Annotated in this window: 13 protein-coding genes; 6 read left to right on the top strand and 7 right to left on the bottom strand. The window is 43.8% G+C overall.

What is annotated here, in order from left to right; translation table 11 throughout:
* Positions 1-1451: 1451 nt before the first annotated feature.
* Positions 1452-1658, bottom strand: a complete 207-nt coding sequence (locus BJP37_RS05210) for a hypothetical protein (RefSeq protein ID WP_075897033.1) — start codon at positions 1656-1658, stop codon at positions 1452-1454.
* A gap of 336 nt (positions 1659-1994) precedes the next feature.
* Between BJP37_RS05210 and BJP37_RS43275 the strand changes: the two genes are divergently transcribed.
* Positions 1995-2123 carry a hypothetical protein gene (locus BJP37_RS43275; protein WP_269086948.1) on the top strand — a complete coding sequence of 43 codons (129 nt, stop codon included), beginning with the start codon at positions 1995-1997 and terminating at the stop codon, positions 2121-2123.
* Here the strand turns inward: BJP37_RS43275 and BJP37_RS38535 are convergent.
* The gene (locus BJP37_RS38535; RefSeq protein WP_158069433.1) at positions 2105-2281 is read right to left on the bottom strand and encodes a hypothetical protein; all 177 of its coding nucleotides are present in this window, start codon (positions 2279-2281) and stop codon (positions 2105-2107) included. The two genes, BJP37_RS43275 and BJP37_RS38535, sit on opposite strands and share 19 nt — an antisense overlap.
* Before the next feature lie 139 nt (positions 2282-2420).
* Positions 2421-2627 carry a hypothetical protein gene (locus BJP37_RS40765; protein WP_143727479.1) on the bottom strand — a complete coding sequence of 69 codons (207 nt, stop codon included), beginning with the start codon at positions 2625-2627 and terminating at the stop codon, positions 2421-2423.
* A gap of 882 nt (positions 2628-3509) precedes the next feature.
* On the opposite strand from BJP37_RS40765, the gene BJP37_RS05205 reads away from it, so the two are divergent.
* Positions 3510-7472, top strand: a complete 3963-nt coding sequence (locus BJP37_RS05205) for a DUF4114 domain-containing protein (RefSeq protein WP_075897031.1) — start codon at positions 3510-3512, stop codon at positions 7470-7472.
* Positions 7473-7684: 212 nt separating this feature from the next.
* On the top strand, positions 7685-8836 hold the full coding sequence (locus BJP37_RS05200) for a hypothetical protein (protein ID WP_075897029.1): 1152 nt from the start codon (positions 7685-7687) through the stop codon (positions 8834-8836).
* Between the two features lie 371 nt (positions 8837-9207).
* Here BJP37_RS05200 and BJP37_RS05195 read toward each other — a convergent pair whose 3' ends face one another.
* The 4 genes from BJP37_RS05195 to BJP37_RS38530 all read right to left on the bottom strand — a co-directional run bounded on the left by BJP37_RS05195 (position 9208) and on the right by BJP37_RS38530 (position 13977).
* Positions 9208-9441 (bottom strand): DUF2283 domain-containing protein, encoded by a 234-nt coding sequence (locus tag BJP37_RS05195; protein WP_075897027.1) that lies wholly within the window; start codon positions 9439-9441, stop codon positions 9208-9210.
* Entirely contained in the window at positions 9438-10403 is a 966-nt protein-coding gene (locus BJP37_RS05190; RefSeq protein WP_075897025.1) for a threo-3-hydroxy-L-aspartate ammonia-lyase, read from the bottom strand. Before BJP37_RS05190 ends, BJP37_RS05195 begins: the two co-directional genes overlap by 4 nt.
* Before the next feature lie 229 nt (positions 10404-10632).
* Positions 10633-12177: a DUF1822 family protein gene (locus tag BJP37_RS05180; RefSeq protein WP_075897021.1), complete on the bottom strand. Its 1545-nt coding sequence runs from the start codon at positions 12175-12177 to the stop codon at positions 10633-10635.
* Positions 12178-12270: 93 nt separating this feature from the next.
* Positions 12271-13977 (bottom strand): RusA family crossover junction endodeoxyribonuclease, encoded by a 1707-nt coding sequence (locus BJP37_RS38530; protein WP_158069432.1) that lies wholly within the window; start codon positions 13975-13977, stop codon positions 12271-12273.
* A 292-nt stretch (positions 13978-14269) separates the two neighbouring features.
* Here BJP37_RS38530 and BJP37_RS05170 point away from each other — a divergent pair, with 292 nt between their 5' ends.
* The 3 genes from BJP37_RS05170 (at position 14270) to BJP37_RS05160 (ending at position 17143) form a co-directional block, all read left to right on the top strand.
* Positions 14270-15868 carry a gamma-glutamyltransferase family protein gene (locus BJP37_RS05170; protein ID WP_075897017.1) on the top strand — a complete coding sequence of 533 codons (1599 nt, stop codon included), beginning with the start codon at positions 14270-14272 and terminating at the stop codon, positions 15866-15868.
* A gap of 211 nt (positions 15869-16079) precedes the next feature.
* The gene (locus BJP37_RS05165; RefSeq protein ID WP_158069431.1) at positions 16080-16742 is read left to right on the top strand and encodes a WD40 repeat domain-containing protein; all 663 of its coding nucleotides are present in this window, start codon (positions 16080-16082) and stop codon (positions 16740-16742) included.
* Entirely contained in the window at positions 16652-17143 is a 492-nt protein-coding gene (locus BJP37_RS05160) for a WD40 repeat domain-containing protein (RefSeq protein ID WP_075897013.1), read from the top strand. The genes BJP37_RS05165 and BJP37_RS05160 overlap by 91 nt, the downstream gene beginning before the upstream one ends.
* The last annotated feature ends 215 nt before the right edge of the window (positions 17144-17358 follow it).

The raw sequence follows: 17358 nt of genomic DNA, 5'->3' as shown, positions 1-17358 counted from the left end.
AATTTTAGCAATTTGGGAAATCATGCGATCGCGCTAGCTGGATAAACATTGGGTGAAAATCCGTTACTGTCGGAAATTCCAGCAATTTGGGGAAATCATGATAGCGCCTTGTTGAGCAACTTCGGTAGTTATCGAAGATTTCAACAATTTTCGGTAATCGCGATCGCGCTACTTAATCAATTTCAGTAGTTATCGAAAATTCCAGCAATTGGGGATAATCACGATAGAGCTAGCTGAATCAACAAGGCGTGAAAATCCGTTACTGTCGGAAATTCCAGCAATTTGGGATCATCACGATAGAGTTAGCTGGATAAACATTGGGTGAAAATCCTTTACTCTCGGAAATTCCAGCAATTTGGGGAAATCACGATAGCACGTTGGTTGAGCAACAAAACGTGAAAATCCTTGACTATTGGATATTTCAGCAATTTGGAATAATCACGATAGTGCGTTGGTTAATCAATGCACGGTAGTTATCGAAAATTCCAGCAATTTGGGATAATCATGATAATGCTAGCTTGAGCAATTTCGTGAGTTATCGTAAATTCCAGCAATTGGGGATAATCACGATAGAGCTAGTTATCGAAAATTCCAGCAATTGGGGATAATCACGATAGAGCTAGCTGAATCAACAAGGCGTGAAAATCCGTTACTGTCGGAAATTCCAGCAATTTGGGAAATCATGCGATCGCGCTAGCTGGATAAACATTGGGTGAAAATCCGTTATTGTCGGAAATTCCAGCAATTTGGGGAAATCATGCGATCGCGTAGCGTGACTGCATGTCAATCGCGTTAGCTTAATCAATTTGGGTAGTTATCGTAAATTCCCGCAATTTGGGTAAATCATGATAATGCTAGCAACAGCAACTTCGCTGAAAATCCGTTACTGTTGGAAATTCCAACAATTTGGAAAATCATGAGATAGCGCCTTATTGAGTAACTTCGGTTAAAATCCGTTACTGTTGGAAATTCCAGCAATTTGAGAAATCATGGAATAGTACTAGCAACAGCAATTTCAGTAGTTATCGAAAATTCCAGCAATTCTGGAAAATCATGGGATAGCACTAGCAATAGCAATTTCAGTAGTTATCGAAAATTCCAGCAATTCTGGAAAATCATGGGATAGCACTAGCAACAGCAACTTCGCTGAAAATCCTTTACTGTTGGTAATTTCAGCAATTTGGGAAATCTGCGATCACTTAGCGTGACCTACGGTCAATCGCTTTTAGCGGCTCCTAGGTCCCATCGCGTAGCGTGACTGCATGTCAATCGCGCTAGCAACAGCAATTTCAGTAGTTATCGTAAATTACAGCAATTTTCGATAATCATGGGATAGCGCTAGCAACAGCAATAAAGGGTGAAAATCCGTTACTATCGGAAATTCCAGCGATTTGGGATAAGAGTGCGATTAACTGCATGTCAATCGAGCTAACTTGAGCAACTTCTAAATCCTACTCCCCACTTCCCTCAGGTTCTTCATCCATAAGCTCAGGCAAATCAAAAATAATCACAAATTCCCCATCAGGCATTAAGCGTTTAAGCACCCGCAAATGCCCCTCCGCATCAGACCGGTTCCGGTACCGACCAACAACGACTCGTTGCATTTGTGGCAATAAACGGATGACCGCCCATGGGTATAGGCGTTCAGAGTAAGTCATACTTTAGGTATCTCCTTAACTGGGGGTCTAGAGCCAGCCTTCGGCCTTGGGAAAACTTCAGGCTGGCTCTTAACGCTTTCGCGTCTTAGGATTCTCTTATAACATAAAAAACTTTAATTATAACATATTTTTTTGCAAATTTTTGTAACAAAGTCTTGGGGGAATCGGGAGTCGGGAGTCGGGAATCGGGAGTCGGGAATCGGGAATCGGGAGTGTGGGAAGCATGGAGTTTATGGGAGGTGTGGGAAGTGTCCCCCCCTTGTTAAGGGGGGTTAGGGGGGATCCCCACCTGTTTGACCCAGTGGGTGAAATTAGGTTCTTGGTAGAACAGGCATCTTGCCTGTGATCAATATTTTCCTCACAGCATCGAAGCCTATTCTACACAACTACTCCCGATTCCCGATTCCCGATTCCCGATTCCCTATGTCACAGGCAAGATGCCTGTGCTACGGAATTACTCCGTGATCAAGAAAAATTAGAAACTTGGCACCAGGCATCAGCAGTTTCAGCACCTGCACATAGCCCTTGGCATCAGCAGGGTTGTCGAACCGAGCGAAAACCACTGGTGGCATCGGTGGTAACAACCTCACCATCACCCATGGGTATAGGCGTCTATCAGACATAAAATTAAGTTATCTCCTGTAAGGGGGACCAAGAGCCAGCCTTCCAGCCTGACGAAAACTCTAGGCTGGCTCTTCCCATGGACTTTATTTTGTCCACATTTTTAGTTTACCACAAAAAATATTATATTATAGCATATTTTTAAGATTTTGTAACAAACTTTTTTTGAGGGAGTAGGGAGTAGGGAGCAGGGAGCAGGGAGCAGGGAGCAGGGAGTGTGGTAAGTGTGGTAAACATGGTGAGTGTTCCCCCCTTGTTAAGGGGGGTTAGGGGGGATCTCCAGTTGGGGTTGAGCTGGGGGATTAGCGATCGCATAACCAAAACAGAATTTTCAGCTGAAACAGGCAAGATGCCCGTTCCACAACCCTAAATCTTCTCCGTTCCCGATTCCCGATTCCCGATTCCCTACTCCCTACTCCCTACTCCCTACTCCCTATTCCCTATTGCCTTATTTAGCATAAATAGAAAATTACTACTATAAAGACTTGATAAACTTAACCGAATACTAGTGACATTAAACAAAACTCATGACATCAATGAATAAGGTATTTTTCTATATCAAGGAAAGAGCATGGATGGCAAATATCTTTCCTTTTTATAAGGAATATTACGTTATAAAATTTTTCGGGTCATCGCTTCATTGTCAGTAATAATATACTCTCACAACATAAATAATACTAAACCAACAATTACTTAATACTTTTGATTACAAAATATAGTTTAATATTTGCTAATAGCATCAGTAAAGCTGTATTATGGCATCTTACATTTTGCCATTAATCTGGAAAATAAATCCGGATATCTGGACGTTAGTAGGTATTTATTTATTGGTAGATCATTAGATAAGCATTCAGGGGCCTGCTATCCACTCTATGCTATCAGCTATTAATGATGAGTTCAACAGCAATTTTGCTATCAGCTATCAGCTAAAGACCTATGCCCACCCTAATTGAGGTGCTTGTGAATAAAATAAGCTATTCCCGTAGCGTAAGCCTTGGCCGTTGGCCACGCTAAGCGAATGGCTGACCGCTGACCGCTGACCGCTGAATGCTTAATGGACTTACTCTATTGATATACAAGGCTATCAGCTATCAGCTATCAGCTGACCGCTGAAGGCTGTTCGCGTAGCGTGGCCAAAGGCCTTTAGCTAATAGCTGAAGGCTTAGAATAATTGTCAACGTTAAGTGCCCACAGCCTTAGCAACCGAGGAGTTTTTTAATACGAAATATTATGCCAAGATTTGAATTTGAAGACGAAAGCCGCTTTACTCTAACTAATTTTATACGTCTTAATGGTAATGATAATCTCTTTGGAGATAATGGAATCATCAATTTACCTGACGGTGATAGTACTGGGTCTGCTACTACAACCTTTGATCTGCCCAGTGGCACTTACCAGGTTGTCCTGAACGTTGCTGATGAGCCAGACGGGAATAGCACAGTTGAAGTCGTCATTGGTGATCAGACGTTTTCATTCACTCTGGATAATCCCAATCCTGATGCTCATCCTTTCTTCCCTACTCCTGAAACTTTCAAAGATATAACCGTTACTGAGAGCATCTTTATTCCTGAAGGGACTCAAATCACCATTAATGGGGACAGTAACGAGGGCGAATTTGTTAGACTTGATTATATTGACTTCAACCTGATTAATGAAGCTCCTGTTGCAGTAGATGACACTGTCAGTACTGGTGGCAATCCCGACGTTACCATTGATGTCCTAGCTAATGACTCTGATACTGAGGGTGATGCCCTGACTGTAACCATTGACCAGCAGGGCGGTAATGGCACAGCAGTAGTCAATCAAGATGGCACCATTACCTATACTCCTGTTAATGGTTTCAGTGGCACTGATAGCTTCACCTATCAAATAGATGATGGCACAAATCCTGCGGTCACAGCTACGGTTGAGGTTGATGTCACTGCTGTTAATGAACCTCCAGTAGCCACAGACGATACTGCTACCACTGCGGCAAACACTGCAGTTGATATCAATGTCCTAGCTAATGACACTGATCCTGAAGGTGATGCCCTCAATGTAGCCATTGACCAGCAGGGCGGTAATGGCGAAGCAGTAGTCAATCAAGATGGCACCATTACCTATACTCCGGTTGATGGTTTCACTGGCACTGATACCTTTACCTATCAGATCGATGATGGCACCAATCCTGCGGTCACAGCTACGGTTAACGTTGATGTCACTGCGGTTAATGAATCTCCTGTAGCGGTAGACGATACTGCTACCACTGCGGCAAACACTGCAGTTGATATCAATGTCCTAGCTAATGACACTGATCCTGAAGGTGATGCCCTCAATGTAGCCATTGACCAGCAGGGCGGTAATGGTACAGCAGTAGTCAATCAAGATGGCACCATTACCTATACGCCCAATGCCGACTTCAGTGGCACTGATACCTTTACCTATCAGATCGATGATGGCACCAATCCTGCGGTCACAGCTACGGTTAACGTTGATGTCACTGCGGTTAATGAATCTCCTGTAGCGGTAGACGATACTGCTACCACTGCGGCAAACACTGCAGTTGATATCAATGTCCTAGCTAATGACACTGATCCTGAAGGTGATGCCCTCAATGTAGCCATTGACCAGCAGGGCGGTAATGGTACAGCAGTAGTCAATCAAGATGGCACCATTACCTATACTCCTAATAATGGTTTCACTGGGGCTGATAGCTTTACCTATCAGATCGATGATGGCAACAATGCTCCGGTCACAGCTACGGTTAACGTTGATGTTACTGCTGCTAATGACTCTCCAGTAGCCACAGACGATACTGCTACCACTGAGCAAAATACTGCGGTTAATATCAATGTCCTAGCTAATGACTCTGATCCTGAAGGGGATGCCCTGACTGTAACCCTTGACCAGCAGGGCGGTAATGGTAGCGCAGTAGTCAATCAAGATGGCACCATTACCTATACTCCTAATGATGGTTTTCTTGGGGCTGATAGCTTCACCTACCAGGTCAGTGATGGCATCAATCCTGCGGTCACAGCTACCGTTAATGTTGATGTCACTAATGTTAATGAATCTCCAATAGCCACAGACGATAGTACTACCACTGCGGCAAACACTGCAGTTGATATCAATGTCCTAACTAATGACCTTGATCCTGAGGGTGATGCCCTCAATGTAGCCATTGACCAGCAGGGCGCTAATGGTACCGCAGTAGTCAATTTTGATGGCACCATTACCTATACTCCTGTTGATGGTTTCACTGGGGTTGATAGCTTCACCTACCAGATTAGTGATGGCAGCAATCCTGCGGTCACAGCTACCGTTAACGTTGATGTCACTGCTCCTAATCAATCTCCAGTAGCCACAGACGATACTGCGACCACTGTAGAAAACACTGCAGTTGATATCAATGTCTTAGCTAATGACTCTGATCCTGAAGGTGATGCCGTCAATTTGGCCATTGGCCAGCAGGGCGGTAATGGTACAGCAGTAGTCAATCAAGATGGCACTATTACCTATACGCCAAATGCCGACTTCACTGGGGCTGATAGCTTCACCTACCAAATCGATGATGGCAGCAATCCTGCAGTCACAGCTACGGTTAACGTTGATGTTACTGCTGCTAATGAATCTCCAGTAGCGGCAGACGATACTGCTACCACTGTAGAAAACACTGGGGTTGATATCAATGTCTTAGCTAATGACGTTGATCCTGACGGTGATGCGCTGACTGTAACCATTAACGAGCAAGGACTTAATGGCACAGTAACAGTTAATCAAGATAGCACGATTACCTATACTCCTAATAATGGTTTCATTGGGTTTGATCGCTTCACCTACCAGATCGATGATGGCACTAATCCTGCGGTCACAGCTACGGTTAACCTTGAAGTGACTCGTGTTAATGAATCTCCAGTAGTCACAAACACTAATAATAATAGTGCTACTACTGGGGCAAACACTCCAGTTACCCTTGATGTTCTCGCTAACTACTCTGATCCTGATGGGGATCCGCTAACTTTTGCAATTGTCAGCAATCCAAGCAACGGGACAGCAGTAGTCAATGATAATGGCACTGCCAATGATGCCACAGATGACTTTATTATCTATACGCCCAATGCCGACTTCACTGGCACTGATAGCTTGACCTTTGAGGTAAGCGATGGTAGTGGGGGCATTAACACAGACACTGTTAACTTCACCATTGAACAGACTACGCCTAGGACGCCTCTAACTCAGAATGCCAATAATAGTTTTACGGTTAACGGCGACACCCTCCGATTTACTCTTACAGGTCGCGAACTTGGTGAAGTCAGTGAAATTGGAGCATTTGTTACTGATGATGCCCAAGGTACAATTGATGGCATTGCCCCTGGTCAGAGTGGTTATGTAGAAGCTGCTCTGTTCCGAGCTGAGACGATTTTATCTGTTCTCCCTGACAGTTTAGGTAGTGCTCAACCCACCCGCATCATCGACAGTTTTAACCCCGACGATAACGTGGTATTCTACGTGATTCAAGGTGGCTCTGTCGATGGGGTGCTAGCGGGACAGGATTCTACCTCCAACGTATTCTTCAGTGATCCTTCATTGAATAGCGATGGTCAGAACCATCTACAGGTCACTGACAATGGCAATGGTCAGTTAACCTTGGCCTTTGAAGATGGCAATGACTTTGACTACGATGATGCCACTGTGGTTGTCTCAGACGGTACAGGTTCCACGGCGCCACTGGGAACAGGCCCTAACGACATTCAAGGGATTCTGGAATTGATCGATTTGACCGACGTGACTGGTACAGTAACTGGTAGTCTTGTGGTCAACAGTGAAGCTGAATTCAATAATACCGTTGGCTGGTATGTGATTGATGATTTCAGTGGCTCAGTTAACGGTATTAATGTTGGTGATGCCGGTTATGCAGAAGCTGCACTCTCCAATCGGGTAGACTTAAGTGTTGGAGTATCCGGTGGGGTAATACTGGCTCCATTCCTAATTTCCGATGGCACAGTAGCGGAGTTCCTAGCTAATAATCCTTCTAATGCAGATCAAGAGGATTCTGACCTGAATGCCTACTTTGCTTACGTGGGGGCTAACCCAGATGGAGTTGACCACATTCGCCTGCTAGGGGATAACACCTTTGGTTTCGAGGATCTGTTCGGTGGTGGTGACGAAGACTTCAACGATGTGGTTGCTCAGGTTAACTTAACTGTTGCCTAAGTGTTGTCTTAGTGTTGTCTAACCAGACTGCGGACGCTTTTTTATAGTAGTAGGGTGGTTATTAAGGCACCCTAGAATTACTCCAGATTTTGGACTCAAGCAGATCTAGTCTACAAGCCTCAGTATCAACTGAGGTTTTTTTTTTTCATCCAATATTTTCACTGGTAAAATTAAAAAGCGAATAGCACTATAGAAATGCCATCGTAATGTATATGAACTCCTATCGTCAATTTCACCTAACCTTGGCAGCAGTTATCTTTCCGAGTTTATTCGGGTTTGGCTTATTGAACGCTGCGGTTGACCCTTACGGAGTCATAAATAGCCCAGAGTTACCCGGTCTAAATCAGTTAAAGCCTGAACAATTTAACCATGTCAGACTATTCAAGGCTATAGATGTTATTCGTAATGAACCCAAAATCGTTTTGTTAGGGTCATCACGAACTGACCTGGGACTTAACCCAAACCACCCAGGACTGAAACCAGGAAACTCCGGATACAATTTGGCACTAGTGGGTCCGAATATGTATGAAGTTAAACGTTATTTTGACCATGCTCTAACTAATCAACCGGATTTAAAAACCGTTGTGATTGGTATTGACTTATTCATGTTCAATGACTTGAAAACTAATGCTCCAGATTTTAAGGAAAGTCTGATTAATCAAGAAACTATTCCCCTGCAAGAGTTGATTAATTCGACCCTATCCCTAAACGCGCTTAATGCTAGTAGAGCCACTCTAAGTTCTAGTATCAATTCAAAGGCTTACTTTCTCTATGATGCCAATGGTAGGCGTTTTATTTATAACAATAAGCCCGATCAACCTTTACTAGGAAGGTTTAAGGACATGCTCAAGGGCTTAATGACCAGTGAGGGCTATTATAAAGAATATCGACTTTCCGCTAGTTTTTTGAATGATCTTCAAGACATTGTCGATACCTGTAAGGAAAAAGGGATAGAGCTAAAAGTATTTATATCACCATCCCATGCTACTCAATGGGAAAGTCTTCGGGTTACCGGACTGTGGCCAGTGTTTGAAGAATGGAAACGTCGGTTAGTGGAGATTACACCAGTGTGGGATTTCTCTGGCTATAACAGCATTACCACAGAAGCGATTAGGGAAGAGATGAAAAACTATTGGGATAGCTCTCATTATCGCGAGGAAGTTGGTGATCTAATCCTAAATCGCCTATTCAGTTATCAATCTCAGACTGTTCCAGAGGATTTTGGTGTTATAATGACACCAGAAAATGTTGAATCCCACCTCGGTAAAATCAGGAATAAGCGGAATTCATGGGCAGAGACTAATCCTGATCTAGTACAATTAGTGGAAGATTTAAACCAAAAATCTGAGATAGCGAGTCAGTAAGTTTCCTATACTTGGTGTGGTTTGGTAAGCATTCAGCTATCAGTATTCAGATATCAGCTATCAGCTATCAGCTTGTAGGGTGGGCAAAAAGCGATGCAGCGCGGTCTTGGGGAGGCAGCGCGGTCTTGGGGGTTCCCCCGGAGACGAAACCTTAGACAGTTGAGCCTTTATGGTTGGTCGGCTATGCAGAAAAGGGGTAAAACTTATTGATTAAGGCTCAACTGTCTTACGGTAACTTCTAACCATGAGCGACTGCCGTGGTTTCCCCCATGAGCGACTGCATCAAGACACATTTTGGTGAAAATGAGTCTTCTAGATAACATAACTTTGCCCACCCTACTTTAATTGGTATTTTTTTTACACGTAAGTCCCTAAGCTGAATGCTTAGCCGAAAGATTCAAGAGCTTTCCCTGGGCTGATTCTACAATCGCGTCTCGGATGAAGCAACTTGCTTGGATAATCTCTATTCCAATTAATTCTCCTGCTTCATTGAGTTCGGCGGTAATGTTAGGACTAATTTCGACACTACCTGCTTCTGGTTCATCAGACAGGGTAAGGTGAAGGATATCTTCTTGTTCAAAGTATGTCATCTTGGCATTATTCATTTCAATTCAGCAATTTGTTTCAAATCCACATTGCCACCGCTGATAATGACACCAATCCGAGCATTGGGCATTTTAATGACCCCTTCAAGTAGGGCAGCAGCAGCTAAGGCACCAGTGGGCTCAACTACAATTTTGAGCCGTTCCCAGAGGAAAAACATGGTACGGATAATCGCAGCTTCCGATACAGTTACCATGTCATCAACGTAATCAAGGACTAGGGGAAAGGTAAGTTTGCCGAGGCTGGGAGTTCTGGCTCCGTCAGCAATGGTATTGGGATTGTCAACAGTTTGGAGGATTTTGCTATGGAAGGAACGGGTGGCATCATCGGCCTGTGCTGGTTCTACACCAATCACACGGCAATTAGGATATAGGGTTTTGGTTGCGATCGCACATCCTGAGAGTAAGCCACCACCACCACAACACACCAGTAACAGATCCAGTGGACCGACTTGTTCTAGGAGTTCTTTGGCAGTAGTACCTTGTCCAGCAATGATATGGGGGTGATCGTAGGGAGGAATGATGGTGAGTTTGCGATCGCGTGATAACTCTTCGGCTAATGCTTCCCGTCTCAATTCAGCCCGATCATATAAAATGACGTCAGCACCGTAGCCACGGGTAGCGGCTTGCTTGACAGCTGGGGCATCTTTGGGCATAACTACAGTGGTGGGGATATCGAGGAGGGTGCCCGATAATGCGATCGCTTGGCCATGATTACCAGAAGAAAAAGTGAGAACCCCTCGCTGTTTTTGTTCTTCAGATAGTTGTGACAGAGCGTTATAAGCCCCTCGAAACTTAAAGGCACCAATACGTTGGAAGTTTTCGCATTTAAAGAAGACTTCAGCGTTGGTGAGCTGGTTGACAGTCCTGGAGGTATGGACTGGGGTTTGATGGGCATTGCCCGATAGGCGTTTAGCGGCGGCTTCTATGTCAGTGTAGGTTACGGGTAATGCTTGCAGTTCCATAGCAGTAGGGAGTCGGGAGTCGGGGAATCGGGAGTCGGGGAATCGGGAGTCGGGAGTCGGGAGTCGGGAGTCGGGAGTCGGGAGTCGGGAGTCGGGGTAAGAAACTTGAAGGTACCTGATAAGTATCAGAAACGCTATCTGAAAACCTTCCACCTCACAACCTTTAACTTTCAACCTCACAACTTTCAACCTCACAACTTTCAACCCTAAAGTTTCAACCCAAGATAGATTACAATACAAACTCTTTGGAAAAGCTGGCATCTCCCAGTACTAGTTTTACCATAAACCTATCCCCCTTTTCACCATTAAACTCTAATTGAATCCAATTATCAGCACTTCTCGACTGAGCCGACAAGAAAATTTCTTCCTGCTGATCAAGTACTAGCAATTCGAGATTAGGTTTTAGATATTTACTCTTAGTAGGATACACCCGTAAGTGAACATTAATTTCCCCATCTGCTTCAGGTATGAAAGTAACCATAAATGCTACTTTGCTCCCATTCAGTTGCATTTCTAAATCAATTATCTTAACTCGCCTAATCCCAGCTTGGGGATGATTTGGGTCAAGTTTTCCCAAACTGACAGCGGCTTGGCGACGTAAGTCATGATCGTCAGTAGTATTGATCATCTCAGCAAGCAATGCGATCGCCTCTAAGTTACTATGACCAATTTCACCCAATAATTCTATAGCGGGTAAGTTAGTATCTTTACTGCTATTGGTTTTTAATAGTTTAATAATTGCGGTCACAGCTTCAGGGATATTTTCCGAAAAAGGGGAAGATGCTGAAGAATTATCGTTAAAACGATCCTTCAAACGAGTCGGTTGAGACCGGTAAGCTAAGCTTAAAGTAGGTTCACCATTACGTGCTCGAATTTCCTCAACAGTTTGCCAACCAGCCTCCAGGAAATTATCCAGCCATGAGAGTAAGGTTATAGATGGCTTACGAGAGTAAACTAGGGAACGTTGTTTATATAATTCCTTGCGCCATCTAGAATTTGATACCAGTGCCTGCCACTTAGCAAAAGGAATATCTAGCCTCGGAGAATAAGGAGTTTCCTGGCTCAATTGCTTGATTAACGTTGTTGCTTCATCACAGGATAATCTTGCCATTGGCTTTACGACCAGTTTGGGACTAGGAGCAAGTTCCTCCGTTACCCACATCACATTCAAATCTTCAATTAAATCTACTGCATCCACAGCGTAGGTTTCATCGATGATGTCATAGTTACCATGATCACGTAACTGTTGATAAGTTGTGTATCCCGACACCTGTAACCAGCATTCTTCTAAATTCAGTTGCATCGCCACATAATAATGACTAGCCCACTCAGGAATATCAACCCACTCTCGCGGTACTCGCAACGCTGTAAACTTGATTTCTTCACTAGGAATTAATACCAGTCGCATCTGGTTTAGCTCAACAGCTGTACCATTCACTACTTCCCAGAAACTTGGTAAATCCCCCAACTCTGGCCATACTAATGCTTTGTTTAGTGGTTTCTTTAGTGCTGTGTCTAGTGCTGTTTCTAGTAAATTTGGTTCTGTTAAATTTGGTTCTGTTAAATTTGCTTCTGTTAAATTTGCTTCTGTGTCCAGATAGCTTAAAAACGTATTCAGACAGAGACAATTCAGATACGCTCGCCAACGAGCAGCTTGATTAGAATAACCTTGAGCTTGGGTTTGGTGCCATGCTTGTTCTCGTTCTTCTGGGGAGAATTCTATCAACAATTGGTCTGGGTGTAGGAAAGCTACATCCTCTAAACTTAATTTCATTGACTCATCTCCTTTTTGGTTAATCGTTAATTGGTATTTGGGATATTGGGATATTTGGTGTTTTCACGTTTCAGGTTTCAGGTTTTACTTTGGCTACATTGGTTTTGCCCTATTTCCTGATCGAGATTGCTCTAGTAGTGCCTGATTTTGCTGGAGCCACCGCTCAATAAATTTAGTTATCGCTGGTTTAGCTGATCTAAATTCAATCAGTTCTATAGACATTTTTTTTTCAATTAATACCTCAAACCTTGGTTGAATTAATTCAAGTAAACTCTGGTTTAGTTTTTTGAGTTTATTTTTTTCTAAATTACTAAAATTAATAGTCATTGAGTTAGCAATATCTTCATCATAAATTTTATAAATAACTTTAGAAAATAAGTCTTGACTATCAGCACTTAAGTAAGCTTTTAGATAGTTATTAATATAGTTAGTTTTAGTGGTTGCATTAAGGCGCTGCTTGATGTCTTTAGAGGTTAGACTTGTACTCATAGCATCCTGAAAATAAAAGGTGACGACTGCCTTCAAAATTCGTTTAAAATAACGTTGAAACTGGCGAGCAATTTGATATTGCTTTTTAAACCCAAAAAGCTCGATAAAATCTTGTTGATTGATGCCTAGACCAAGCCAAAGTCTTAGGGATGTTTGAGCTAGCTGATCTAAAGCAGTAAATTCTCTTAAGATAATAGTCCTGACTTGAGCCAACTCATCCTTTTCTTCCTCTTGGATTACCACCTCCAAAGGATTAGATGCTATATCAGTAATTTCCCCATACTCATCTAAGGATACTGAATTCCTGTGTTGAGACATCCGCACCGCTTGGATGCAAATGGCTAGCATTTCTTCAATGTGCTGAGTGCTGATTGCTGTTCCCGTAGCGTGGGCGTAGCCCATATGCTGATTGCTGTTCCCGTAGCGTGGGCGTAGCCCATATGCTGAGTGTTGATTGCTGATTGCTGATTGCTGATTGCTAATTGCTGATTGCTGATTGCTGTTCCCGTAGCGTGGGCGTGGCCCATTAGCTGAGTAACGTACTACTTGTCTTAACCAATCTGAATCACTTATTTTAGGGTTATTCCTCTTAAAATCAGCAATTTTTAACTCAGAACTAACCATTTGAGTTAACCGATTTAACTGCTGGTTGTAACGAATAGCAATTTGTTGAAGCTGTTGCTGGCTTAGGAATTTAATTGGGGAATGATGGCGAGACTTTCCCTTGCTGCTGGGAGGATAAATCTCGTTAAAGTAGTCTTTAAACGATTGCCAAGCCAGACGATAATAGTTGAAATCTTGATTAGTGATTCCATAGTTATTAAGTGCTTGCTCAAGTTCGGTTTTATCCAAATATCGCAACAAGCCATAATCAGAAAATTTGATAGATTTTAACCTGAGTTCCTTGGCGACTTGATTTCTAATAATTCGCTTGAGGGCATTGAAAGCATAGGCATTGATAGAAGACTTAGCATAAAAATTAAATCCTCTGAGGAGTTTAGCTGGCTGGCTGGCTGCTTCACTAGCAATGATGAAACATTCCTCTACAGGATAATGTAAGGCAAGATTATGAGATTTACTCAACTGATGGGCGATCGCTTGAGATGCAGACCAACAAACAAACTGTAGGTAATTGAATAAGAGCTGATCAGATAAGGTTAACAATAACAGATAAGCTCTGATCACCACTATCGCAGGATTAGTCATGGATAAAATCCGGTAAATACCAGATGCTTGTCTCAACTGATATAAGAAGCAAGCAGCCCAATCGGCTTCGCTCCTGTCTGGCTCAGACTGGACTAGATGTGCCATGAAACCCTCTAATCTAGAATTAGATTGAAAAACCGGCTCGATCCCCCTATCACCTTGGGGGTCTTTGAAATAAATGGATGTCGAAAACGGTTTGATACCTGAGTTGTTAGTAGGCATTGATTCTTTACCCTAGCTTCTAGTAGCGCTTTACCTTAACTCCTAACTTGAATCGATTCATAGGTCAAACAACTAACTAAGTAGAAGGAAACCTCATTATTTACTTAGTACTCAAGCTTAGGGGTTATGCAGCTTGTCTATAAAATAACTACATAACATTTGATAATCGAAGATTATGCTCAAGGGTAACTTAACCCATTATCCCTACCCCTCCAGACGACGGGTAGTCATGGGTAACCGATTTGCCGTAGCCACTAGCCAATCCCTAGCCACCCTAGCTGGTATGGAAATGTTTTGGGCTGGAGGCAATGCTGTAGATGCTGCTATAGCCACAGCGATCGCATTGACAGTGGTTGAACCTACCTGCAATGGTATCGGTTCTGATGCCTTTGCTTTAGTATGGGATGGGTCACTCCATGGTATCAATGGCTCTGGCAAAAGCCCTCAACACCTGACCCTTGAGCATTTTGCTGGCATGAGTCAAATTCCTGCTATCGGCTGGTTATCGGTAACAGTGCCAGGAGCGGTATCAGCATGGCGTAGTTTATGGCAACGGTGGGGAAAACTACCCTTTGAGCAATTGTTTGCCCCAGCCATTCGATACGCGGAAGCTGGATTTCCGGTCTCCCCAGTCACAGCAAGAGCTTGGAAACGGGCGGAAGCTCTGTATCTTCCCCTGACTGGACGAGAATTTGAACCATTTAAACAGGTATTTTTCCCTAACCAGCGCGCACCAGTAGCTGGAGAGGTATGGGGGAGTAAGGATCATGCTAAGACCTTGAAAGCGATGGCAAACAGTGGTGGTGAAAGCTTTTATCAAGGGGAAATAGCTGATGCGATCGCAAACTTTGCGGCTAATACTGGTGGCGTGCTGACCAAAGCTGACCTAGCTAGCCACCAAGCTGAGTGGGTAAACCCGATTTCAACTAACTATCGTGACCTGACCGTATGGGAGATTCCCCCCAACACCCAAGGGATGGCGGCCTTAATGGCATTGAATATAATCGAAGGTTTTGACTTAAGCCACTATCCCCGTGAATCAGCCCAAAGCTATCATCTACAAATCGAAGCCATGAAGCTAGCCTTTGCTGATGTTCACCGCCATATCACTGACCACCGGTTTATGGAAGTCCCAATCGAAAAGCTATTAGACCATGGGTATGCAACAGAACGCCGCCAGTTAATTGGGGAAAACGCGATCGCGTTAGCAAAACCCGGTTTACCCAAAGGTGGGACAGTTTATCTAGCAGCAGCAGATGGGGAACTAATGGTATCCTTTATCCAATCCAACTTTGAAGGCTTTGGGAGCGGGATTGTTATTCCTGGCACTGGGATTGCCTTGCAAAACCGAGCCTTAGGGTTTACCCTAGAATCCGGTCATCCTAATCAAGTCGCACCAGGTAAGCGGTCATATCATACCATTATTCCCGGTTTTCTGACTCAAAATGGTCAACCTCTAGGGCCCTTTGGAGTTATGGGAGGTCCGATGCAGCCTCAGGGACATGTACAGTTAGTGGTTAATCTAGCAGATTACGGCATGAATCCTCAAGCTGCTCTAGATGCTCCCAGATGGCGATTTGTGCATGGGTCACAAGTCCTGTTGGAACAGACTGTACCCCGTCATATTGCTCTGGAGCTAGCTGAGATGGGTCATAACATTCAGGTTATGGCAGATAGCATAAATTTTGGTAAAGGTCAAGTTATCTGGCGTCAGTCAGGGGTTTTGGTAGCGGCATCTGAACCCCGTGGTGATGGATTAGCGTTGGTAGGGTGAAGGGGTGATAAAAATCCAACTAATGTTTAGGGAAGGATTAATAGCGCTGTTGGCTATATCAGGACTTACCCATTGCCCCCTAAATCCCCCAAACTTGGGGGACTTTAAGAGTAGTTCCCCCCAGCGAGGGATTGCTCGCTGGGGGGTTAGGGGGGCAAAACCAAATAAACTTCGTAAGTCCTATATATCTAGCACTACGGTTATATTGACTATGGCTACAGGGATAGTCTATCCGGTAACCATAGGGCGCTCGCATTCTCAACAACCATTGCTAGCCCAGTCTTGGCAAGAGGCTCAGCTGACTCAAGTAATTTCAGGTCATCGGTCAGATGTTAATTCTCTTGCCATTAGTCCAGATAGCCAAACCCTAATTAGCAGCAGTAAAGACAAAACCATCAAGTTTTGGAATCTCAGGGATGGTAGGCTACAGAGGACGATCAAAGACTTTACCAGAACGCCCAGTTCTCTAGTAATCAGTGCTGATGGTAAACGTCTCGCTGCCGCAACAGAAAGACAAATTAATATCTGGAACCTAGAAACTGGAGCACCACCTCGTACCTTGAAAGGACATACGGGTATAGTCAGATCAATCGCAATTAGTCCCGATGGCAAAATCCTAGTAAGTGGCTCTCCTGACAAGACCGTTATGGTGTGGGATCTCCTCACTGGCAAAACTTTAGGCACCATTACCGAGCATTCCGACTGGGTTACTGCTGTTGCCATTAGTCCCGATGGAAAACATTTGGTTAGTGCCAGTGGAGGGTCAGATCGTTCTATCAAGATTTGGGATTTGTCCACCCTAGAATTGCGGAAAACCATCTCAAAACAACCCAGATTTCTGATATTGCCATTAGTGAAGATAGCAACATCCTAGTTGCTAGTGTTGATAAAACCGTCAAGTTGTGGGATATTAACAGTGGCGAAGAATTAGCTATCCTCGAAAGTCACTCCGCACCAGTTCTCTCCATTGCGATTAGTTCCGATAGCAAAACTATCGCTAGTGCTGGCAGTGATCAAACTATCAAGCTATGGGATGTAGACAGTAGACAATTGCTGCGCACTCTCTCTGGAAATGATGGCTGGGTTTGGTCAGTTGCTATTAGTCCAGATGGAAACACTCTAGTTAGTGGTGGGGAGGATGGTACGATTAGAATTTGGTCGTTAGTCTTGAATCAGATTAGTCTTGAACAGGGAATCGGGAATCGGGAATCGGGAATCGGGGGAAGAGTAAGCAGCAAGCTTGTAGGGTGGGCAAAAACAGTTTGGTTCCAATGAGTATTAATGATTAGATGGCTTTGCCCACCCTACTTTAATTAGTGGGCTTACTTGTAGGGTGGGCAAAAACAGTTTGGTTCCAATGAGTATTAAGGATGAGATGGCTTTGCCCACCCTACGTTAATTGGTATTTGTCTTACTAACAAGATACTGCGATCGCATAAGCGCGGAAGCTGAGGCCGTAGGCCACGCTTTGCGTTCGCGTAGCGGAGGGC

The sequence above is a fragment of the Moorena bouillonii PNG genome (assembly GCF_001942495.1).
Taxonomy (GTDB): domain Bacteria; phylum Cyanobacteriota; class Cyanobacteriia; order Cyanobacteriales; family Coleofasciculaceae; genus Moorena; species Moorena bouillonii.
This window is presented reverse-complemented; position numbering and strand designations above follow the sequence as displayed.